Annotated in this window: 21 protein-coding genes; 12 read left to right on the top strand and 9 right to left on the bottom strand. The window is 73.3% G+C overall.

Features of this window, described 5'->3' with window-relative positions; genetic code table 11:
* The first annotated feature begins 42 nt into the window (after window positions 1–42).
* Genes LWC33_RS28135 through LWC33_RS28125 form a run of 3 tightly spaced genes read left to right on the top strand, consistent with a single transcriptional unit; the run spans window position 43 to window position 2,959 of the window.
* On the top strand, window positions 43–843 hold the full coding sequence (locus LWC33_RS28135) for a (Fe-S)-binding protein (protein ID WP_233307709.1): 801 nt from the start codon (window positions 43–45) through the stop codon (window positions 841–843).
* On the top strand, window positions 840–2,342 hold the full coding sequence (locus tag LWC33_RS28130) for a LutB/LldF family L-lactate oxidation iron-sulfur protein (protein WP_233307708.1): 1,503 nt from the start codon (window positions 840–842) through the stop codon (window positions 2,340–2,342). The genes LWC33_RS28135 and LWC33_RS28130 overlap by 4 nt, the downstream gene beginning before the upstream one ends.
* On the top strand, window positions 2,339–2,959 hold the full coding sequence (locus tag LWC33_RS28125; protein WP_233307707.1) for a LutC/YkgG family protein: 621 nt from the start codon (window positions 2,339–2,341) through the stop codon (window positions 2,957–2,959). The genes LWC33_RS28130 and LWC33_RS28125 overlap by 4 nt, the downstream gene beginning before the upstream one ends.
* Before the next feature lie 106 nt (window positions 2,960–3,065).
* Here the strand turns inward: LWC33_RS28125 and LWC33_RS28120 are convergent, their stop codons facing one another.
* The 3 genes from LWC33_RS28120 to LWC33_RS28110 all read right to left on the bottom strand — a co-directional run bounded on the left by LWC33_RS28120 (window position 3,066) and on the right by LWC33_RS28110 (window position 5,191).
* Complete coding sequence (locus LWC33_RS28120; RefSeq protein ID WP_233307706.1) at window positions 3,066–3,689, bottom strand: CoA transferase subunit B; 624 nt, start codon at window positions 3,687–3,689, stop codon at window positions 3,066–3,068.
* The gene (locus LWC33_RS28115; protein ID WP_233307705.1) at window positions 3,686–4,432 is read right to left on the bottom strand and encodes a CoA transferase subunit A; all 747 of its coding nucleotides are present in this window, start codon (window positions 4,430–4,432) and stop codon (window positions 3,686–3,688) included. Before LWC33_RS28115 ends, LWC33_RS28120 begins: the two co-directional genes overlap by 4 nt.
* Window positions 4,433–4,540: 108 nt before the next feature.
* Window positions 4,541–5,191 carry an HAD hydrolase-like protein gene (locus LWC33_RS28110; protein WP_233307704.1) on the bottom strand — a complete coding sequence of 217 codons (651 nt, stop codon included), beginning with the start codon at window positions 5,189–5,191 and terminating at the stop codon, window positions 4,541–4,543.
* A gap of 49 nt (window positions 5,192–5,240) precedes the next feature.
* On the opposite strand from LWC33_RS28110, the gene LWC33_RS28105 reads away from it, so the two are divergent.
* The 4 genes from LWC33_RS28105 to LWC33_RS28090 all read left to right on the top strand — a co-directional run bounded on the left by LWC33_RS28105 (window position 5,241) and on the right by LWC33_RS28090 (window position 9,288).
* Window positions 5,241–6,380: a lyase family protein gene (locus LWC33_RS28105; protein WP_233307703.1), complete on the top strand. Its 1,140-nt coding sequence runs from the start codon at window positions 5,241–5,243 to the stop codon at window positions 6,378–6,380.
* Window positions 6,377–7,165 carry an IclR family transcriptional regulator domain-containing protein gene (locus LWC33_RS28100; RefSeq protein ID WP_233307702.1) on the top strand — a complete coding sequence of 263 codons (789 nt, stop codon included), beginning with the start codon at window positions 6,377–6,379 and terminating at the stop codon, window positions 7,163–7,165. The genes LWC33_RS28105 and LWC33_RS28100 overlap by 4 nt, the downstream gene beginning before the upstream one ends.
* Before the next feature lie 67 nt (window positions 7,166–7,232).
* Window positions 7,233–8,195 carry an LLM class flavin-dependent oxidoreductase gene (locus LWC33_RS28095; RefSeq protein WP_233307701.1) on the top strand — a complete coding sequence of 321 codons (963 nt, stop codon included), beginning with the start codon at window positions 7,233–7,235 and terminating at the stop codon, window positions 8,193–8,195.
* A 40-nt stretch (window positions 8,196–8,235) separates the two neighbouring features.
* Window positions 8,236–9,288: a winged helix DNA-binding domain-containing protein gene (locus LWC33_RS28090; protein ID WP_233307700.1), complete on the top strand. Its 1,053-nt coding sequence runs from the start codon at window positions 8,236–8,238 to the stop codon at window positions 9,286–9,288.
* Window positions 9,289–9,336: 48 nt separating this feature from the next.
* On the opposite strand, the gene LWC33_RS28085 is transcribed toward LWC33_RS28090, so the two are convergent.
* A complete protein-coding gene (locus LWC33_RS28085) occupies window positions 9,337–9,558 on the bottom strand; it encodes a hypothetical protein (RefSeq protein ID WP_233307699.1) in 222 nt (73 codons plus the stop codon).
* 86 nt (window positions 9,559–9,644) lie between these two features.
* Between LWC33_RS28085 and LWC33_RS28080 the strand changes: the two genes are divergently transcribed.
* Together LWC33_RS28080 and LWC33_RS28075 are read left to right on the top strand one after the other, a co-directional pair.
* On the top strand, window positions 9,645–10,607 hold the full coding sequence (locus LWC33_RS28080) for a helix-turn-helix domain-containing protein (protein ID WP_233307698.1): 963 nt from the start codon (window positions 9,645–9,647) through the stop codon (window positions 10,605–10,607).
* Window positions 10,608–10,793: 186 nt separating this feature from the next.
* Window positions 10,794–12,161, top strand: coding sequence for an FAD-dependent oxidoreductase (locus LWC33_RS28075; protein ID WP_233307697.1), 1,368 nt, complete (start codon window positions 10,794–10,796; stop codon window positions 12,159–12,161).
* Between the two features lie 68 nt (window positions 12,162–12,229).
* On the opposite strand, the gene LWC33_RS28070 is transcribed toward LWC33_RS28075, so the two are convergent.
* The 5 genes from LWC33_RS28070 to ctaE all read right to left on the bottom strand — a co-directional run bounded on the left by LWC33_RS28070 (window position 12,230) and on the right by ctaE (window position 17,256).
* Window positions 12,230–12,517, bottom strand: a complete 288-nt coding sequence (locus tag LWC33_RS28070) for a hypothetical protein (protein WP_233307696.1) — start codon at window positions 12,515–12,517, stop codon at window positions 12,230–12,232.
* A 399-nt stretch (window positions 12,518–12,916) separates the two neighbouring features.
* Window positions 12,917–14,614, bottom strand: coding sequence for a cytochrome bc1 complex cytochrome b subunit (gene qcrB, locus LWC33_RS28065; RefSeq protein WP_233307695.1), 1,698 nt, complete (start codon window positions 14,612–14,614; stop codon window positions 12,917–12,919).
* Complete coding sequence (gene qcrA, locus LWC33_RS28060) at window positions 14,611–15,747, bottom strand: cytochrome bc1 complex Rieske iron-sulfur subunit (protein WP_255693261.1); 1,137 nt, start codon at window positions 15,745–15,747, stop codon at window positions 14,611–14,613. The genes qcrB and qcrA overlap by 4 nt, the downstream gene beginning before the upstream one ends.
* Complete coding sequence (gene qcrC, locus LWC33_RS28055) at window positions 15,744–16,598, bottom strand: cytochrome bc1 complex diheme cytochrome c subunit (protein WP_233307694.1); 855 nt, start codon at window positions 16,596–16,598, stop codon at window positions 15,744–15,746. The genes qcrA and qcrC overlap by 4 nt, the downstream gene beginning before the upstream one ends.
* A gap of 55 nt (window positions 16,599–16,653) precedes the next feature.
* Window positions 16,654–17,256, bottom strand: a complete 603-nt coding sequence (gene ctaE / locus LWC33_RS28050; protein WP_443720082.1) for an aa3-type cytochrome oxidase subunit III — start codon at window positions 17,254–17,256, stop codon at window positions 16,654–16,656.
* Between the two features lie 230 nt (window positions 17,257–17,486).
* Between ctaE and LWC33_RS28045 the strand changes: the two genes are divergently transcribed.
* The 3 genes from LWC33_RS28045 to LWC33_RS28035 all read left to right on the top strand — a co-directional run.
* On the top strand, window positions 17,487–17,885 hold the full coding sequence (locus LWC33_RS28045) for a response regulator (RefSeq protein ID WP_233307731.1): 399 nt from the start codon (window positions 17,487–17,489) through the stop codon (window positions 17,883–17,885).
* Window positions 17,885–18,925, top strand: a complete 1,041-nt coding sequence (gene trpD / locus LWC33_RS28040) for an anthranilate phosphoribosyltransferase (RefSeq protein ID WP_233307693.1) — start codon at window positions 17,885–17,887, stop codon at window positions 18,923–18,925. The genes LWC33_RS28045 and trpD overlap by 1 nt, the downstream gene beginning before the upstream one ends.
* Window positions 18,926–20,080: 1,155 nt before the next feature.
* On the top strand, window positions 20,081–20,318 hold a 238-nt coding region (locus LWC33_RS28035), incomplete at its 3' end, for a hypothetical protein (protein ID WP_372476707.1).

Raw genomic sequence — 20,318 nt, 5'->3', positions numbered from 1 at the left:
GGGGTCACCCAGAGCCACGCTCCGTCCACCACCGGAGGCACCGTGCCCGTCGGCCTGCTCGTCACCTGCATGAACGACGCCCTGTTCCCGGACACCGGCCGCGCCGTCGTCACCCTGCTGCGCCGGCTGGGCGTCGACGTCGACTTCCCGGCCGCACAGACCTGCTGCGGCCAGCCGATGGTCAACACCGGCTACCTCGACGAGGCCGTGCCGCTGCTGCGCCGCCACCTGGAGGCGTTCGCCGGGTACGAGGCCGTCGTGGTGCCGTCGGGGTCGTGCGCCGGATCCGTGCGCCACCAGCACCGGATGGTGGCCGAACGCTCCGGCGACCCGGGCCTCGTGCGCGCCGTCGAGGAGGCGCCGCCGGTGTACGAGCTGTCGGAGTACCTGGTCGACGTCCTGGGCGTGGTCGACGTCGGGGCGTACTTCCCGCACCGGGTCACCTACCACCCGACCTGCCACTCGCTGCGGATGCTGGGCGTGGGCGACCGCCCGACCCGCCTGCTGGAGGCGGTGCGCGGGCTGCGACTGGTCGAGCTTCCGGAGGCCACGGAGTGCTGCGGGTTCGGCGGGACCTTCGCGGTGAAGAACTCGGAGACCTCGATCGCGATGGGCGCGGACAAGGCGCGGCACGTGCGCGAGTCCGGCGCCGAGGTGCTGGTCGCGGGCGACAACTCCTGCCTGACCCACATCGGCGGGCTGCTCTCCCGCGAGCGGTCGGGCGTGCGGGTCATGCACCTCGCCGAGGTGCTGGCCTCCACCGAACCCGTGATCGAGCAGCCGCCCCGGGAGGCGGACCGGCGTTCGGCCGGCAGCGCGGCCCTGACCGGGGGTGCCCGGTGAGCGCCACGTTCCTCGGCACGCCGGCCTTCCCGACCGCGGCGCGCACCGCGCTGGCCGACACCCAGCTCCGCCGCAACCTCGCCCACGCCACCGGCACGATCCGGGCCAAGCGGGCCGCCGTCGTCGGCGAGGTCGACGAGTGGGAGCGGCTGCGGCTGGCCGGCGCCGCGCTGAAGGACCGCACGCTGCGGCACCTCGACACCTACCTCGCCCAGCTCGAGGAGTCGCTGACCCGGGCCGGGGCGACCGTGCACTGGGCGCGCGACGCCGCCGAGGCCAACCGGATCGTCGTCGACGTCGCGCGCCGGCACGGCACGGACGAGGTCGTCAAGGTCAAGTCCATGGCGACCCAGGAGATCGGGCTCAACGAGGCCCTCGAGGCCGCCGGGATCCACGCCTGGGAGACCGACCTGGCCGAGCTCATCGTGCAGCTCGGCGACGACCTGCCCAGCCACATCCTGGTGCCGGCGATCCACCGCAACCGCTCCGAGGTGCGGGAGATTTTCCTGCGCGAGATGGGCCGGTACGGGAAGGCCGCCCCGCGCGACCTGACCGACACGCCGGCCGAGCTCGCCGCCGCCGCCCGGGCGCACCTGCGGGAGAAGTTCCTGCGCGCCAAGGTCGCGGTGTCCGGGGCCAACTTCGCGGTCGCCGAGACCGGCACGCTGGCCGTGGTCGAGAGCGAGGGCAACGGCCGGATGTGCCTGACCCTGCCCGAGGTCCTGGTCAGCGTGGTGGGCATCGAGAAGCTGGTGCCCACGTGGGCGGATCTCGACGTCTTCCTGCAGCTGCTGCCGCGTAGCTCCACCGGCGAGCGGATGAACCCGTACACCTCGATGTGGACCGGGGTGACCCCGGGCGACGGGCCGCAGGAGGTGCACGTCGTGCTGCTCGACAACGGGCGTACGGACGTCCTCGCCGACGAGGTCGGCCGGCAGGCGTTGCGCTGCATCCGGTGTTCGGCGTGCCTCAACGTCTGCCCGGTCTACGAGCGCACCGGCGGGCACAGCTACGGCTCGGTCTACCCGGGCCCGATCGGCGCGATCCTCACCCCGATGCTGCGGGGCGTCGGGCACGACACCCAGCTCGACTCGCTGCCGTACGCGTCGAGCCTGTGCGGGGCGTGCTTCGAGGTGTGCCCGGTGCGCATCGACATCCCGGAGGTGCTGGTGCACCTGCGCACGAAGGTGGTCGACGCCCACCGGGGCGAGCCGAAGGTGCAGAACCTGGCGATGAAGGCGGCGTCGTGGGCGTTCGCCGACGCCCGGCGGACCGCCGCCGCGGAGCGGATCTCCGGGGCGGTCGGCAAGGTCCTCCGGGGCACGAAGCGTCGCGCGCCCGGCGGTCGCGGGGTGCTCGGCGCCCTGCCCGGGCCGGCCGCGGCCTGGTCCGACGCGCGGGACGTGCCGGTGCCCGCGCAGGAGTCGTTCCGGGCCTGGTGGGCGAGGACCGACGGCGGGCGCACCGAGCAGCAGAACGGGAACGGGGGAGCGAAGTGAGCGCGCGCGAGGAGATCCTGGGCCGGGTGCGCACGGCCCTGCGCGACGTCCCGGCCGTCGAGACCCCGGCCGACGTCGCCGTGGACCGGCCGGGGCCGCGGCCGACCACGCGGGACGACGCTGCTGATGTGGTCGAGCTGTTCGCCGAGCGGGTCGCCGACTACAAGGCGACGGTGGTGCGCTGCACGCCCGAGGACCTGCCGACGCACCTGGCCTCGGCCCTGGACGGTGTCCCGCGCCTGCTGGTGCCCGCGGACCTGCCGGAGGACCTGCGCCCGGCCGACGCGATCCTCGACGAGCAGCTGACGACCGCCGAGCTGGACACCGTCGACGGCGTGCTGACCACGGCCGCGCTGGGGATCGCCGACACCGGGACGATCGTGCTGGACCACGGGCCTGGCCAGGGCAGGCGCGCGGCCACCCTGGTGCCCGATCGGCACGTGTGCGTGGTGCGGGCGGACCAGGTGGTCGCCGACGTGGCCTCAGCGGTGGCCCGCCTCGACCCGGCCCGCCCGCTGACGTGGATCAGCGGCCCGAGCGCGACCAGCGACATCGAGCTGGACCGGGTCGAGGGCGTGCACGGCCCCCGCACCCTGATCGTCCTGCTCGTCGGCTGACCCGCACTATGGAGCCATCACGCCCGAAGACACCGTCCCAGATCGCACTCTGGAACCATAACGCGCAGAATGACCGCCCGAAACCGCGTTATGGTTCCATAACGCATTAGAGGAGGCGGGCGCCGGTCTTCTCGCAGACCTCGTCCTCGGAGACCCCGAAGGTCTCGACCAGCGTCAGGCCCTCGTCGGTCACGTCGATCACGGCGAGGTCGGTGACGATCCGGTTCACGCAGCCCACGCCGGTGAGCGGCAGGGTGCACTGCTCGAGGATCTTGGGCGAGCCGTCCTTGGAGACGTGGTCCATCATCACGATGACCTTCTTCGCCCCGTGCACCAGGTCCATCGCCCCGCCCATTCCCTTGATCATCTTGCCGGGGATGGCCCAGTTGGCGAGGTCGCCGGTCGCGCTGACCTGCATCGCGCCCAGCACGGCGACGTCGACCTTGCCGCCGCGGATCATCGAGAAGCTGTCCGACGAGCCGAAGTAGCTCGCGCCGGGCAGGACCGTGACGGTCTCCTTGCCCGCGTTGATCAGGTCGGGGTCGACCTCGTCGTCCGTCGGGTAGGGGCCGACGCCGAGGATGCCGTTCTCGCTGTGCAGCACCACGGTCCGGGTGCCCGGGATGTGCCCGGGCACCAGCGTCGGCATGCCGATGCCGAGGTTCACGTACGAGCCGTCGGGCAGCTCGTCGGCCACCCGCTTCGCGAGCTGGTCCCGGGTCAGACTCACTTCCGCACCGTCCTGAACTCGACCGGCTTCTCGGCGTCGGGCACGTGCACGACGCGCTGGACGTGGATGCCGGGGGTGTGCACCGCGTCGGGGTCGATCTCGCCGGGGTCGACGAGCTGCTCGACCTGCGCGATCGTGATCCGCCCGGCCGCGGCGCAGTCCGGGTTGAAGTTCCGCGCGCTGCGCCGGTAGACGAGGTTGCCGTGCCGGTCGCCCTTCCAGGCGTGGACCAGCGCGTAGTCCGGGGCGATGGCCCGCTCGAGCACGTAGCGCACGCCGTCGAACTCGCGGACCTCCTTCGGCGGCGACTTCACCGCGACCGTGCCGTCGGCCGCATAGCGCCACGGCAGGCCGCCGTCGCTCACCAGGGTGCCCACGCCGGCCGGGGTGAAGAAGGCCGGGATCCCGGCGCCACCGGCGCGCAGCCGCTCGGCGAGCGTGCCCTGCGGGGTCAGCTCAAGCTCGAGCTCGCCGGCGAGGTACTGGCGGGCGAACTCCTTGTTGTTGCCGACGTAGGAGCCGATCGTCCGGCGGATCCGGCCCGCGGCGAGCAGGGTGCCCAGGCCGAAGCCGTCCACCCCGAGGTTGTTGCTGATCGTCTCGAGGTCGGTCGCGCCCTGTTCGAGCAGGGCCGCGATCAGCGCGGTCGGGACGCCGGACATGCCGAAGCCTCCGACGGCCAGGGACGCGCCGTCCCCGATGTCGGCGACCGCTTCCCGCGCCGACGCCACCACCTTGTCCATGCCGGGTACTGTAACCGCCGTTCGCATCTCGCACAAGAGTTCGTATTGCGAACATCGACGGGCACGGTGTGGTGAGGGTCGCCGCGGCGACCCTCACCCATCCTGGCGTCAGAGGAGTGCGGCCCGCAGGTCGGCGGCGGTGTCGTAGACCGCGATCGCGCCGGCGGTGTCGAGCTCGCCCGCCTCGCCGTAGCCCCAGCCCGCACCGAGGCAGGAGATGCCGTGCCGGCCGGAACCGACGACGTCGTGCAGCCGGTCCCCGACCATGATCGTCTCGTCGGGGGCGGGGGAGTCGAGCCGGCGCAGCGCCTCCTCCACCACGGCTGCCTTGCTGGGCCGCTGCGCGTCGACGGTGTCGCCGGTGATCGCCGTGAACAGCTCGGTCCAGCCCTGGTTGGCGACGATCTCGCGGGCGGCGGGCTCGGACTTGCTCGTCGCGAGCCCGAGCCGCACCCCGGCACCGGCGAGGGCGCGAAGCAGGTCCTCGATGCCCGGGTACGGGGTGGACTTGAGCAGGCCGCTCTCGCGGTAGAGCTGCCGGTAGAGCGCGAGGATCTTCTCGGTGTTCTCGGCACCGACCAGCGGCGGCAGCGACTCGTAGAGCGGTGGGCCGAGCAGGCGGCGGCCGATGACGGCGTCGTCGTAGGGCACGCCGACCTGGTCGAAGGCGGTGCGCAGGGACCCGAGGATGCCGGGGGCGGAGTCGACGAGGGTGCCGTCGAGGTCGAGGAGCACGGTGCGGTAGCGGGGGTGCGTCACGGGTCCATTGTTCCTGACCACGCGGGACGCATGCCGTACGGTCGTGCGCATGACGAACACGGGGTTGCTCGCGCCGCTCTCCGGCACCGACGCCGTCGCCGCGCACCTCGACGACACCGCGTGGGTCCGCGCGCTGCTCGACGTCGAGGTCGCCCTCTCCCGCGCCGCCGCACGGTACGCCCTCGTCCGGCCCGACGACGCGGAGGAGGTCGCCGCCGCGGCGGACCGGCTCGTCGCGGACCCGGACGTACCGGCCGGGCTGGCTGCCGCTGCCGTCGAGGGCGGGAACCCGGTCATCCCGCTGGTCCGCCTGCTGCGGAAGGCGGCGGGCGGGGCGAGCAGCGCCGTGCACCCGGGAGCGACCAGCCAGGACGTCATGGACACCGCGCTGGTGCTGCTCGTCCGCCGCGCCGCGCCGACCCTGCTCGCCGACCTGCGCGCCGCCGCCGTCGCCGCGGCCGGGCTCGCCGCCGCGCACCGCGACACCCCGACGATCGCCCGCACCCTCGGCCAGCAGGCCCTGCCGACGACCTTCGGGCGGGGCGCCGCGGGGGGGGCCGCCGGGCTCGCCGCCGCCGCCCGCGCGCGGGCGGCCCGGGTCGACGCCCTGCCGGTCCAGTTCGGCGGCGCGGCCGGGACGCTGGCCGCCTCGCACCCGCACGGGCCCGCCGTCTCCGACGCCGTCGCCGACCTGCTCGGCCTCGCCCCGCAGGGCGTCCCGTGGCACACCGAGCGCACCCGGATCGGCGCCCTGGCCGGGGCGCTGGGGGTGGCGGCCGGGGCGTGCGCGAAGCCCGCGACGGACGTGGTGTTGCTGTCGCAGACCGAGATCGGCGAGGTCTCGGAGGCAGCGCCGGGCGACTCGTCGTCCATGCCGCACAAGCGCAACCCCATCGCCGCGATCACCGCGCGGGCGTCGGCGCGCCGGGCGCCCGGCCTGGTGGCGACGCTGCTCGCCGCGATGGACCACGAGCACCAGCGCGCGGCCGGCGCCTGGCACGCGGAGTGGGGCACGCTGACCGACCTGCTCGCGGTGTCCGGCGGCGCCGCGGCCCGGTTGCGCACCAGCCTGGAGGGTCTGCAGGTGCACCCGGAGGCCATGCGCCGCAACCTCGCCCTGACGACCGACGGCGAGCCGGACACCGGGCACGCCGCGGAGCTGGTCGACCGGATCCTGGGGGCCCGGTGAGCGCGGCCGACCCGGAGAACCACGCGGTCCGCCCGGAGCACGTCCAGTCGCTCGCCCGCGGGCTGTCGGTGATCAAGGCGTTCAACGGGGCGCACCCGGCACAGACGCTGTCCGACGTCGCCCGCGCCACCGGCCTGACCCGCGCCGCGGCCCGCCGCTTCCTGCTCACGCTCGTCGAGCTCGGCTACGTCCGCACGGACGGTCGGCTCTTCGCCCTCACCCCGCGCGTGCTGGAGCTCGGCTACTCCTACCTCTCGGCGCTGTCGCTGCCCGAGCTCGCCGCGCCCCACCTCGAGGAGCTGGTCGAGACCGTGCACGAGTCGGCCTCGATCTCCGTGCTCGACGGCGGCGACGTCGTGTACGTCGCGCGGGTCGCCACCGCGCGGATCATGGCCGTGTCGATCACCGTCGGCACCCGGTTCCCGGCCTACGCCACCTCGATGGGGCGGGTGCTGCTGGCCGCCCTGCCCCCGGCCGAGCTCGACGCGCGCCTGGGCGCCCTGGAGCCGCTGACCGACCGCACCGTGGCCGACCAGGACACCCTGCGCGACGTCCTCGGCGACGTCCGGGCTGCCGGCTACTGCCTGGTCGACCAGGAGCTGGAGGACGGGCTGCGGTCGGTCGCGGTCCCCATCCGGGACGCCGCGGGCACCGTGGTCGCGGCCGCCAACGTCAGCACCCACGCGCTGCGCAACAGCACCGCCTGGCTGCGCGACGAGGCCCTGCCGCACCTGCGCGCCTGCGCCGCGGCCGTCGAGGCGGACCTGAAGGGGCTGCGGGGGTGACCCCGGCGGGCGCCCGGCGCGTGCCCGTGCTGCGATGGTGCGTCCGAGACGCGACCGAGGGGGACCCGTGGCCGAGCGACCGATCGTGCTGGGCGTGCAGCCGTGCGGGGAGGGCACCGATCCGGGCCGGTACCTGGAACGGATGACCCTCACGGCCCGCGGCGTCGACGTGCTGTTCCTGGTCGATCCCGCCGTCGACCCCGCTATCGACCCCGCTGTCGGCGCGGCCGGCGCCGCGCCCGTGCAGCCCCGGCTCGACGCCCTCGCGAGCGCCACCCGCGTGGCCCCGGGCGTGCCCGGCACCGGGCTGGTGCCGCAGGTGCCGGTGACCGGCGCCGATCCCGTCGCCCTGCACGACGCCGTGGCCGCGCTCGACGCCGCTTCGCTCGGCCGGGCCGGGTGGGAGGTCACGGTACGGGACCCGTTCGCGCCGACCCCGTCCGGCGAGCTGTGGGCCGAGGCCGCGGAGGTCGTCGAGGTGGCGCACCGGCTGCGGACGGGAGGCGGCACCGGATCGGACGTCAGCGCCGGGATCAGCGACGGGTTCAGCGGCGAGTTCGTGGAGGTCCGCGGCCGGATCCCGGTGCCGCGGTCGCCGCAGGGCGAGCCCGTCGTCGTGATCCGCGCCGATGCTCCCGAGGCGCTGCCGGTCGCGGCGCGGTCCGCCGACGTCGTGCGGATCGCGGCCGGCTCGGTCCGCGAGGCGGCCATGCGCCGGCTCGACCTCGAGGGCGCGGCCGCCGAGGCCGGGCGCGACCCGGCGACGCTGCGCGTCCTGGTCGACGTGGGCGTCGGGGCGGGCGAGGGGCTGCACCACTCCGGATCGGCGGGGCTCGCGTCGCTCACCCGCGAGCTCGCCGCGGCCGGGGCCGACGGCGTGGTGTTCCTCCCCGCCAGGCCGCGCGGCCTGGAGAAGGTGGCCGACGACGTCGTCCCGCTGCTGCGGGCCCACCGGACGCCGCTGCGGACCTTGCGGGAGCGCTTCGGCCTGCCCGTCCCCACCGCCGGGCTGGCCGCCGCCCCGCGCTGACCGGCCGCTTCTGTCGGGGTCTCCTGGCACAGTGCGCGTCGTGGGGGAGCGCGTGCTGTCGTGGGGTGAGCTGAACCGGGCGCTGCTGGCGCGGCAGCTCCTGCTGGAGCGGGCGCGGACCGCGCCGGTCCGCGCCGTGGAGCGGGTGGGCGGACTGCAGACGCAGTACGCGCCGTCGGGCTACGTGGGGCTGTGGTCGCGGCTGCGGGACTTCCGCCCCGAGGACCTCACGGCGGCGCTGAGCCGGCGCCGGATCGTCCAGGCCTGGGTCATGCGCTGCACCATCCACATGGTCTCGGCGGCCGACCTGGCCCCGCTCACGGAGGCGGTGCGCGAGCCCCGGCGCCGGTGGTGGCTGCGCGTGCAGAAGCAGGCCGCGGGGCTGGACATGCCCGCCGTGGCCGCCGCCGTCCGCGGGTACCTCGCGGGCGGGCCGCGCAAGCAGGCCGAGATCGTCGCACGGCTCGCGGAGGACGGGTTCCCGAAGATCGCCTTCCAGGGCGTGCAGCTGTGGCTCGACCTGGTCCGGGTGCCGCCCGCCGGGACCTGGGAGTCGCCCCGCGCGCACGTGTACGGTCTGGCCGAGGACTGGGTGCCCGCGAGCGGGGCCGACCGGGCCCGTGCCGAGGAGCTGCTGGTCGAGCGCTACCTGCGCGGGTTCGGCCCGGCCTCCGCGCAGGACGTCGCGCGGTACGCGGGCTGGACGGTCACCGAGGTCCGGGCGGTGCTCGCGCGGCTGGACACCCGGCGGTTCCGCGATCCGGCGGGCGGCGAGCTCGTCGATCTCCCGCGGTGGCCGCTCCCGGCCGCGGACACCCCGGCACCGGTGCGGTTCCTGTCGAACTGGGACGCGGTGCTGTTGCTCGGGCACGCGACCCGAGCGGGCATCCTGCCACCGGAGCACCGGGAGAAGGTGTTCGCCCCGCGGATGCCGCAGTCCACGCCGACCTTCCTGGTCGACGGCCGGGTGGCCGGAACCTGGCGGTTCACCGGGGGCCGGGTGGTGCCGGCCCCGTTCGCGGAGCTGCCCGCCGCGGTGGCGCGGGAGGTGGCGGAGGAAGCGGAGCGGCTCACGGAGTTCCATCTGGCCTGACAGGGGCGACGCCGGCCCGTCCGGGCCGGCGCCGTCGGTCGGGTGTGCCTAGATGCGCAGCCGGGTCTCGATGTCGGCCGGGGAGTCGGGCAGCGCCCGCAGGTCGGCGACGAGGCGTTCCCGGTCGCGGTCGGCCGGCAGCACGCCCGCGAACGGCGCTGCGGGGCGGAACTGGACGAGCCGGAAGCGGCGCCGCCCGTCGCGGTGGGCGCGGGCCAGGCTCCAGCCGAGGACGACGAGGGCGGCGAGGACGAGGATCGTGGCGGTCATGGCAGAAAGTTTGCTCTGCATCACTTCCTGCCAGAAGTGGCAGGGAAGACACCCTGCGCAAAGATGCCGCCAGTACGCTGGCGCTCATGCTGCGCAGCGTCGCCGTGCTCGTCATGCCCGAGCTCGCCGTGTTCGAGTTCGGCGTGCTGTGCGAGGTGTTCGGCCTGGACCGCTCCGACGACGGCCTTCCGGTCCTCGAGTACCGCGTGTGCGGCCTCGAGGCCGGGAAGCCGGTCAGCACCACCGGGGGCGTGCAGGTCGTGCCGCAGTACGGCCTCGAGGGCCTGCGCGGCGCCGACCTGGTCGCCGTCCCCGCCACGCGGCTGCGGGAGTTCCCGGAGGAGGCGCTGCAGGCCCTGCGCGACGCCGAGGCCGCCGGCGCGATGCTGCTCAGCGTCTGCTCGGGCGTGTTCGTCCTGGCCGCGGCCGGGCTGCTGGACGGGCGCAAGGTCACCGCCCACTGGCACAGCGTCGACGAGCTGCGCGAGCGCTACCCCTTGGTGGAGGTGGACCCGGACGTCCTCTTCGTCGACGACGGCAACCTCATCACCAGCGCCGGTACCGCCGCGGGGATCGACGCCTGCCTGCACCTGGTCCGCCGTGAGCTCGGCAGCGCGGTCGTCAACGGGATCGCCCGCCGCATGGTCGTACCGCCGCAGCGTGAGGGCGGGCAGCGCCAGTTCATCGAGCGTCCCGTGCCGGAGTGCTCTGCGGACTCGCTCGGGCCCCTGCTGGACTGGATGCTGACGCATCTGGACGTCGAGCACACGGTCGCGGACCTGGCCCGGCGCGCCACGATGTCCGAGCGGACCTTCGCGCGGCGCTTCGTGAACGAGACGGGAACGACGCCGCTGCGCTGGCTCACCCGACAGCGGGTGCTGCACGCCCGCCGCCTGCTCGAGGACACCGACCTCTCGGTCGACGCCGTGGCCGCCCGCTGCGGGTTCGGCAGCGCCACCCTGTTGCGGCACCACTTCCGCAAGGTCGTCGGGGTCGCGCCCGCCGACTACCGGCGGGCCTTCCGCAGCAGCGAGGAGCTCGCGGGCTGACCGGCGCCCACCGACCGGGCCGGCCGCGCGTGACGGATCTCACTCGCGGGGCCTCCCGGGCGGGCGATACTGAGCCGGACAGACGCGCATTCCCACCACCTGCGCCCCGGACGCCGGCGGGGTCGGCCGCCGCCGACCGCCGACGACCCGTCGACCGGCGGCGCGCGAGGAGCAGTGACGCCCGAGATGCCCGCGCAACCGAGAGTGGCGGTGGTCGGGGCCGGCCCGTCCGGCCTGTACGCCGCGGCCGCCCTGCTGGCCTCCGAGGTCCCCGTCGACGTCGACGTGCTCGACCGGCTGCCCGCCCCGTACGGGCTGGTCCGCTACGGCGTCGCCCCGGACCACGTGAAGATGAAGTCGGTGATCCGGGTGCTGCAGAAGCCCTTCGCCGACGGCTCCCGCGTCCGGTTCCTGGGCAACGTCCGCGTCGGGGAGGGCGGGATCCCGCTCGAGGTGCTCCGCGAGCACTACCACGCGATCGTGCACGCCTCGGGCAGCTCGGTGGACCGCGCCCTGGGCATCCCCGGCGAGGAGCTCGACGGCAGCCACGGCTCCGGCGCGTTCGTGAGCTGGTACTGCGGGCACCCGGACTTCGTCGACCTGGACCCGCTGCTCGACCACCCCGGCGTGGTCGTGGTCGGGGCCGGCAACGTCGCCCTCGACGTCGCCCGCGTGCTCGCCCGCGGGCACGCCGAGATGGCGGGGACGGACGTCCCTGACCGGGTGCTGGAGACCCTGCGCGGGAGCGCGGTCGCCGACGTCCACGTGGTGATCCGGCGCGGCCCGGAGCACGTCAAGTTCACCCCGGCGGAGCTGCGGCAGATCGGCGAGCTCGAGGGCGTACAGGTACTGGTGCACGACGACGGCGCGCTGTCCCGGGGCACCCCCGAGGCCGTGCTCGACACGATGGAGCGCCGACAGAAGCAGAACCTCACGATGCTCACCGAGTGGGCGGGCCACGAGCCCGGCGACGCCGCCCGCCGCATCCACCTGCACTTCCTGCGCACGCCCGTACGGCTGCTGGAGGAGGGCGGCCGGGTGGCCGGCATGGTCGTCGAGCGCAACGAGGTGCGCGACGGGAAGGTCGTCGGGACCGGCCAGGAGGAGACCTTCGAGGCCGGGCTGGTCGTCCGGGCGATCGGGTACTCGGGCGAGCCGATCCCGGGGCTGCCCTACGACGAGCGGAACGGGATCGTGCCCAACGAGGCCGGACGCGTCGTCGACGGCGACCGCCCGGTGCCCGGGGCCTACGTGACCGGTTGGATCAAACGCGGCCCCACCGGCGTGATCGGCACGAACAAGGGCGACGCCGTGGAGACCGTCGCGTCGCTGCTCGACGACCTCCACACCCTCCCGGACCCCGAGTACCCGGACCCGGCGTCCGTCGTCGAACGGCTGGAGGCCTACGGCATCGAGCCGGTCACCTGGACCGACTGGGAACGGCTCGACGCCGAGGAGCTGCGCCTGGGGGAGGCCCGCGGCGGGGCCGAGCGGGTCAAGGTCGCCGAGCTGGGCGAGATGCTCGCCGCGGCCCGTAGCCGGACCCGCGTCTGACCGCGTTATGGAACCATGATGCTCGAAATCGAGGCTCGAATTCGCATTCTGGTTCCATACCGCGATCTCTAGTAGGGGTCGACGGACTCGACGCTCGGCAGGGCGCGGAGGCGGGTCACGAACTCGGCGGCCTCCTCCGCGGTCATGCTGACCGAGCAGGTGAGCTCGCTGCAGCCGACGCCCTCACGGACGTCGACCGCCATCTCCTTGACGAGACCGCCACAGGCGCGCAGCTCGGCGGCGACCAGCAGGACGCCGTCCATGCCGTGCGTGGTGACGATCGTGTGGCGGCGGAGGATGCGGCAGCCGGCGGTGCGGTCGGTGGTGGTGCTCGGCCGGTCGATCGTGATGCTCATGGACGTGCTCCGGGGGATGCGTTCGTGGTGCTGCTGGGAACGCGAGCCAGGTCTCGGCAGGGTTCTCGGCTTGGGGGAGCGCGGGGCGAGAGGGTCCCGCGAAGGGCGCGACGGCAGCCTGGCTCAGCCGACGCGCTGGGCTACTACGAGCCCTGCGCGCGCGGCGAGAAGGATCGCTGCGGGTCGCACGTCCGCCACCGTAGCAGCCGTGCGTGGCGTGCCACACCTGGCCACCCGGACAGGGTGGTCCGTCGACGGGCCTCGAGAACGGCAGGGGCCCGCGAACGGCAGGGGCCCGCGAACGGCAGGGGCCCGCGAACGGCGGGGTTCCGCGAACGGGAGAAGGGGCCCCGCGGTGCGGGACCCCTTCTCCGTGTTCCGGTTCGGACCGGCGGACCGTCAGTCCGTCTGGTCCTTCGGCCGCCCTGCGTCGGGCCGGCCGGCCAGCTCCAGCTCCTCCGCGGCCCGGGCGCGCCGGTCGTGCTCCTCGAGCTCGCGGTGGTGGTTCTCGGCGCGGGCCTGCTCGAGGGCCACCGTCTCGTCGGCGGGGTCCGGGCCGAGCATCGAGCCGGCGACCGGCGTGCCCCCGTAGCCCAGCTGGTTCATCCGCTTGGGCACCGGGGCGGCCTGGTACTCCAGCGGGATCGCGTGGCCGTGCTCGTCGACGCCGGCCAGCGGCTGGTGCACCTCGATGAACTCACCGTGCGGCAGGCGCCGGATGATGCCCGTCTCGATGCCGTGCTCCAGGACCGCCCGGTCGCTCTTCTGCAGGCCGATGCAGATCCGGTAGGTGACCCAGTAGGCGATCGGCGGGAGCACCAGCAGGCCGATGCGGCCCGCCCACGTGGTCGCGTTCAGCGAGACGTGGAAGAAGTAGGCGATCCAGTCGTTGACGCCCGAGAGCACCAGCCAGACGTAGAACGTGATGCCCATGATGCCCAGCGAGGTGCGGACGGGGACGTCACGCGGGCGCTGCAGCAGGTTGTGCAGCGCGTTGTCGCCGGTCATCTTCCGCTCGAGGGCCGGGTAGATGCCCGCGACGATGAACAGCACCGGGAGGAACGCCACCGTGGCCCAGAACGCCGCCGGGATCGTGTAGCGGCCGAACAGGTAGATCTCCCACGGCGGGAAGATGCGGGCCATGCCCTCGGAGAAGAGCATGTACCAGTCGGGCTGCGACCCGGCGGAGACGTGCGCGGGGTCGTAGGGGCCGAGGTTCCAGATCGGGTTGATCTGGAAGACGCCCGCCATGATGCCGAGGACGCCGGTGACGATCGCGAAGAACGCGCCGCCCTTCGCCGCGAACGCCGGGAGGATCCGAACACCGACGACGTTGTTCTCCTTGCGGCCGGGGCCGGGGAACTGCGTGTGCTTCTGGTACCAGACCAGCGCCAGGTGCACGCCGATCAGCGCGAGCAGGATGCCCGGGAAGATCAGCACGTGGACGATGTACAGCCGCGGGATGATCTCCATGCCCGGGAACTCGCCACCGAACAGCGCCCAGTGGATCCAGGTGCCGATCAGCGGGATCGACATGATGAAGCCGGAGGCGATGCGCAGGCCGATGCCGGAGAGCAGGTCGTCCGGCAGCGAGTAGCCGGTGAAGCCCTCGAGCATGCCCAGCAGGATCAGCACCAGGCCGATGATCCAGTTCGTCTCACGCGGCTTGCGGAACGCGCCGGTGAAGAACACGCGGAACATGTGGACGACCATCGAGGCGACGAACAGCAGCGCCGCCCAGTGGTGGATCTGCCGTACGAACAGGCCGCCGCGGAGCTCCAGGGAGATCTGGACGGCGCTCTCGTAGGCCCGCGACATGTGGATGCCGCGCAGGTTGTCGAAGGCCCCGTTGTAGACGACCTCGGTCATCGACGGGTCGAAGAACAGGCCGAGGTACGTGCCCGACAGCAGCAGGACGATGAAGCTGTAGAGCGCGACCTCGCCCAGCATGAACGACCAGTGCGTGGGGAAGACCTTGTTGAACTGCTTCCGGAGCCCGGCGGCGGGGTGGAACCGCTCGTCCAGCTCGTCGAGCGCGGCGCCGGCCTTGCTCTTCGGGCCACCGGACTTGGTGACGGGTGTCGTGATGGCGCTCATGGCCTCCGCTCCCAGAATGCCGGTCCGACGGGCTCGATGAAGTCGCTCCGTGCCACGAAGTAGCCCTCACTGTCCACGGTGATGGGCAGCTGTGGCAATGCGCGCGTCGCCGGACCGAAGACCGGCCGCGCGTACTCGGTCGCGAGGAACTGCGACTGGTGGCACGGGCACAGGATGTGGTTGTCCTGCGTCTGGTACAGCGACGTCGGGCAGCCCAGGTGGGTGCACACCTTCGAGAAGGCGTAGTAGTCGCCGAAGTTGAAGTTCTCCTGGCCCTGACGCTTGATCGTCGGGGTGCCGGGACGGAGGCGGATCAGCATGACGGGCGCGTCCGAGGCGCGCTGCGCGCGCAGCAGCTCCTCCTCGTTGCCGCGCTCCGACTCGCGGTAGGGGAACACCGTCTCCATGGAGCCCGGCTCCATGTCCTCCGGGCGGACCCGGGAGACCTCGCTGAGGATGCCGGTGTCGCGGCGCAGGTAGACGGTCTCGCCGCCCTTCGGGGCCCAGCCGGTGACCCACAGCGCGGCCTGGTCGCCGCCCTTCCACGGGTTGCGGACGAGCGGGCCGATGGCCGCGATGCCGAGACCGAGGCCGAAGATGCCGGCCGCGGCGCCCGCGGAGCGGGTGATCAGCTTGCGCCGGCCGATGTCCGTCGACTTCCCGGCGGAGACCAGCTGGGCGAGGATCGTCTGACGGTCGACCTCGTCCGAACGGCCGTCGTGCCGCTGCTGGACCGAGACCTCCTCCGGGAAGAACTTCCGTACGTAGGCGATGACACCGATGCCCAGCGCGAGGACCGTGAACCCGAACAGGAAGCCGATGGCCGGGGTGTACAGGACGTACCAGCCGTACCCGGGGGTACCGGGGGCGCGGTAGTCGTGCGGCCAGGCGATGAACGCGACGATGAAGCCGAGGGCCGCCAGCGCCGACAGGACGAACCAGACCGCGACGGTCCGCTCGGCCCGCTTCTCCGCCCGCGTGCCCCGGACCGGCCACTTGGGCGCGTTGTGCACGACCTCGACGTCGTCGAGGGTCCCGGCCAGCCGCGCCAGCTCCTCCTGGCTCATCCCCTCGAGCTCCTCCGGGGAGGGGCGGGTGGGATGGGTCGCCGACCCTGCGTCGGTGGCGCTCAATTCTTCGCTCCCAACCACATTGCGAAACCGACGACAGCGGTCAGGCCGACGACGAAGATGACCACGCCCTCGGTCGTCGGGCCGAGGCCCCCGAGGTCGTAGCCGCCGACCTGGTTGTTGCCGTTGGTGACGGACTTGACGTAGGCGATGATGTCCCGCTTCTCGTCCGGCGTGAGCTGCCGGTCGCCGAACTTCGGCATGTTCTGCGGGCCCGTGAGCATCGCGGTGTAGATCTGCTCCTCGGTGGGCGTCGACAGCGTCGGGGCGTACTTGCCCGACGACAGCGCACCGCCGACACCGGTGAAGTTGTGGCACGAGGCGCAGTTCAGGCGGAACAGCTGGCCGCCGCGGGCCGGGTCGTCACCACGGAGGGCGGCGCCGGTCTGCGCGGGGGTCTCGGGTCCGCCGCCGTTGGCCTGGACGTAGGCGCCCAGGGCGTCGAGGTTGGCCCGGCCCTCGTCGGTGTCCGGGTCGAACTTCGGGAGCGGCGGCTTGCGGCCCGCCTGGGCCTCCTGGCGCGCCAGCGGCATCCGACCGGAGGAGACCTGGAAGTAGACGGCGGCGTCGCCGACGCCGATCAGGCTGGGACCGCGCTCCGCGACCCCCTGCAGGTTGGAGCCGTGGCAGGTGATGCAGGCGGACTCGTAGAGCTGCTGCCCCTTGGCGATCAGCGCGGCGTCGGGCTGGGCTTGCGCCTCGTTGTCCTCGGCGTTGGGTGCGAGCAGCGTGTACCCGGCGCCCACCGCCAGCAGGGCGACGCCGATCGCGAGGAGACCGGCGAACTTGCGCCGCATCTTGCCGTGCGGCCGCCGCTTCCGGGGGGCGGGTGGTGTGGTGGTCTCGGTGGTCATCGTCGGCGTCAAACCCTCACGGTCGGCGTTCGGTGCTTCCGGGGAGCGGGGTCCGCTACCGGATGAAGTAGATGACGGCGAAGAGGCCGATCCAGACGACGTCGACGAAGTGCCAGTAGTAGGACACGACGATCGCCGCGGTGGCCTGTGCCGGGGTGAACTTGCTCAGCCTGGTGCGGATCAACAGGAAGATGAACGCGATCAGGCCGCCGGTCACGTGGAGGCCGTGGAAGCCCGTGGCCATGTAGAAGACCGTGCCGTAGGCGCTGGACGAGATCGTCGTCTCGTGCTCGGTCACCAGCGTGTGGTACTCGTTGATCTGCCCGGCCACGAAGAACGCGCCCATGAGCAGGGTCAGGGTGTACCAGCGCCGGAGGCCGAACACGTCGCCCCGCTCCGCGGCGAACACCCCGAACTGGCACGTGAACGACGACGCCACGAGGACGATCGTCACGACCAGGGCGTAGGGGACGTCGAGATGGGTCGGCGGCGGAGGCCACTCGCCGACGTTCTGGGCGCGCGCGGTGAAGTAGATCGCGAACAGGCCGGCGAAGAACATCAGCTCGCTGGACAGCCAGACGATGGTGCCGATGCTGACCAGGTTCGGTCGGTTCAGCGAGTGGATCCGCGCGCTGATGTTGGGAGCCGCTGTCGTCACGCGGGCATTATGACCCCACGCGAACTTCTACAGCCTGTCGGGATACCCACTTCGTCAGGGAGAACCGGTCGGACGGCACTCGCACAACGTCTCACCAGCCCGTCCGGGTTCCCGCGCGTGCGCACCCACGGGTGTGAGGGTGCCTGACTAGTATGCGGCGGGTGAGCAGCGCCGGAAGCCTTCCCGCGAGCACGAGCCCCTCCGCGTCGTCCGAGCGGCGGACCTGGAACGTGCTGGTCTACAGCCATCGTCCGGAGGTCAGGGAGGCCGTCGTGACGGCGGTCGGGCGGCGTCCCGCACCCGATCTCGGCCGCGTCAGGTACGTCGAGGCGGCCGGGGTCGCCGAGGTCCTCGCGGCCTGCGACGCCGGCGAGGTCGACCTCGCGATCCTCGACGGGGAGGCGCAACCGACCGGCGGCCTGGGCCTCGCCCGGCAGCTGAAGGACGAGATCACCGACTGCCCCCCGATCGTGGTGTCCGTCCGGCGCGCCGACGACCGGTGGTTGGCCACCTGGTCCCGCGCCGACGCCGTGCTCGTGCACCCGCTCGACCCGCTGACCGCCGCCGAGACGGTGGCCGACGTGCTGCGCGGCGTCGAGGGCGGGGACGGCACTCCCGTCCGCCGCTGATGGCCGACCAGACCTGGCCGGCGCTGCTCGGCCGGCTGATCTCCGGTCAGGACCTCGCCGCCGAGGACACGGCCTGGGTGATGGACCGCGTGCTGTCCGCCGACGCCACACCGGCCCAGCTCGCCGGGTTCCTCGTCGCGCTCCGGTCCAAGGGGGAGACGGCCACCGAGATCACCGGCCTCGCCGCGACCATGCTGGAGCACGCGAACCGGGTGACCGTCGACGGGCGCGCGGTGGACATCGTCGGCACCGGCGGGGACCAGGCCAACACCGTCAACATCTCGACGATGGCGGCGATCGTGGTCGCGGCCGCCGGGGTGCCGGTGGTGAAGCACGGCAACCGGGCCGCGTCGTCGTCCTCGGGTGCCGCGGACGTGCTCGAGGCGCTCGGCGTGGTCATCGACCTCCCGCCGGCCTCCGTCGCGCGGTGCGTGGCGGAGGCGGGCATCGCCTTCTGCTTCGCCCCGGTCTTCCACCCGTCGATGCGGCACGCCGGCCCGGTGCGCCGCGAGCTCGGCGTCCCCACGGCCATGAACATCCTCGGCCCGCTCACCAACCCGGCCCAGCCCTCCGCCGGGCTCGTCGGGTGCGCGGACGCGCGGCTCGCCCCGGTGATCGCCGAGGTGCTGGCCGGGCGCGGGGCGTCGGCGCTCGTGGTGCGAGGCGACGACGGGCTCGACGAGCTGACCACCACCACCGGCAGCGCGGTCTGGATGGCCGGCGGGGGAGAGGTGCGTCGGGAGACCGTCGATCCCGCACGCCTCGGCATCGCCCCCGCCACCCGGGACGACCTGCGGGGCGGCGACGCCCGCGCCAACGCCGAGGTCGCCCGCGACCTCGTCGCCGGCAAGCAGGGCCCCGTCCGTGAGGCGGTGCTGCTCAACGCCGCCGGTGCGCTCGCGGCCTACGACGGCCCGGTCACCGACCTCGACGCCGAGCTGTCGGCGGGCCTGGAGCGGGCGGCCCGCGCGATCGACTCCGGAGCGGCCGAGCGGCTGCTCGGGAAGTGGGCCGAGGTCTCCACCCGGCTCAAGGGGTAGCGGTCCACCCGGCTCACGGGGTAGCGGCTGGGATGACGGGTGGGCCGGCTTCCCCGCCCCACCCGCTCCCTCGCCTGTTCTAGCGGCCCTCCCGCGAGTCGGGTTGTGGGCTCCCGCGAGTCGGGCTGTGGGTTTCGGCGAGTCGCGGTGGACCCCCCGTTTGCTGCCCCAAGATCGTTCCGGGTGTGACGTGAGGGCTGTCGGGGCGACCGTAGCGTCGCTGTCGCCGCGATCATGGCGGCGGAGTCGCCCTGTTGCGGGACGCGCCGTCGTGATCGTTCCGATCGTGACGGAAGGGCTGTCGGGTGACCGTCCTGTCGCTGTCGTCGCGATCATGGCGCGGCTGAGTCGAACGCTGCTGGGTGAGGGGCCTCGTGATCGTTCCGAGTGCGACCTGAGGGTTGTCGGGCCAGCTGTCGTGTCACGGGCATGGCGATCTTGATGCTGATCGGTCGCGGCGCTTCTGTGGATGCCGCCGCCGTGATCGTTCCGAGTTGCACGTGAAGGCTCTCCGGACGACCATCCTGTCGCTGCCGCCGCGATCATGGCGGGTGGAGGTCCGTGCCCTGCCGTCGAACGCGTGGTCGTGATCGTTCCGAGTGGGACGTGAGGGTTGTCAGGGCGACCGTCCTGTCACTGTCGCGCCGATCATGGTGGACGGGGTCGGGCGTGGCTGCGCAGTGGTCCACGGTGATCCGGCACGAGTGCGCCGGTGTGATCGTTCCGAGTGGAATGGGACGGCTGGCGGGGCGACCGTCCCGTGACTGTCACGGAGATCTTGGAGCGGCTGCGCGGTATCTCGGCGTCTCGGCGGTTGCCTGCTGCGGTCGAGAGCCAGTTTCACTGACGGTGACCACCACTGCGACTCTGCGTCAGACACGCTGCTCGGACGGGTGGTTCAGGGGACGACCCGCATTCGAGGCGCTCGCTGCACCGGGTGACGCCCGACCGGCGGATGTGTCACGCCTTCGAGCGGCTCTGCCTTTCCCGTGGTGACCCAAAGCGGACATGCGCACCATGATTCACGCCAGCACCACCTACCTCAACGAAATCCCGCAGAACGACGGGTAGTGGACGGCGCGTCGCGCAGCGTCACCTCCTCGTCGGGCTGGGTCGCCCGCCCGGGCGGCAGTGGTGCAGGCGAAAGGCGACCGGATGAAGCTCCGAACCCACAAGCACCTCGCTCTGATCGCGACGATCGGTGCCCTGGGCCTGGTCGGGCCCGGCGTCGCGCTCGCCCACGACACCGTGGGGCAGGACGCGGCGACGACAGCCGCGGCCACCCCGCCGGCCGCTTCGGCCCCCGCCGGATCCGGGCTGCTCTCCTTCGGCACAGCCGCCGCGCTGCCGCCGGGTGCCGCGCTGCCGCCGGGTGCCGCGCTGCCGCCGGGTG

It is taken from the genome of Pseudonocardia terrae (genome assembly GCF_021343995.1).
Classification (GTDB): Bacteria; Actinomycetota; Actinomycetes; order Mycobacteriales; family Pseudonocardiaceae; genus Pseudonocardia; species Pseudonocardia terrae.
The sequence above is the reverse complement of the archived record's forward strand: the minus strand, read 5'-3'. Positions and strand labels throughout refer to the sequence as shown.

What these genes read in the sequence shown, in the direction of transcription:
- LWC33_RS28115 (WP_233307705.1), bottom strand. Translation starts at nt 4,432, where the DNA reads ATGGACAAGGTGGTGGCGTCGGCGCGGGAAGCGGTCGCCGACATCGGG.
- LWC33_RS28105 (WP_233307703.1), top strand. Translation starts at nt 5,241, where the DNA reads ATGACGAACACGGGGTTGCTCGCGCCGCTCTCCGGCACCGACGCCGTC.
- LWC33_RS28085 (WP_233307699.1), bottom strand. Translation starts at nt 9,558, where the DNA reads ATGACCGCCACGATCCTCGTCCTCGCCGCCCTCGTCGTCCTCGGCTGG.
- LWC33_RS28080 (WP_233307698.1), top strand. Translation starts at nt 9,645, where the DNA reads ATGCTGCGCAGCGTCGCCGTGCTCGTCATGCCCGAGCTCGCCGTGTTC.
- LWC33_RS28075 (WP_233307697.1), top strand. Translation starts at nt 10,794, where the DNA reads ATGCCCGCGCAACCGAGAGTGGCGGTGGTCGGGGCCGGCCCGTCCGGC.
- LWC33_RS28070 (WP_233307696.1), bottom strand. Translation starts at nt 12,517, where the DNA reads ATGAGCATCACGATCGACCGGCCGAGCACCACCACCGACCGCACCGCC.
- qcrB (WP_233307695.1), bottom strand. Translation starts at nt 14,614, where the DNA reads ATGAGCGCCATCACGACACCCGTCACCAAGTCCGGTGGCCCGAAGAGC.
- qcrC (WP_233307694.1), bottom strand. Translation starts at nt 16,598, where the DNA reads ATGACCACCGAGACCACCACACCACCCGCCCCCCGGAAGCGGCGGCCG.
- trpD (WP_233307693.1), top strand. Translation starts at nt 17,885, where the DNA reads ATGGCCGACCAGACCTGGCCGGCGCTGCTCGGCCGGCTGATCTCCGGT.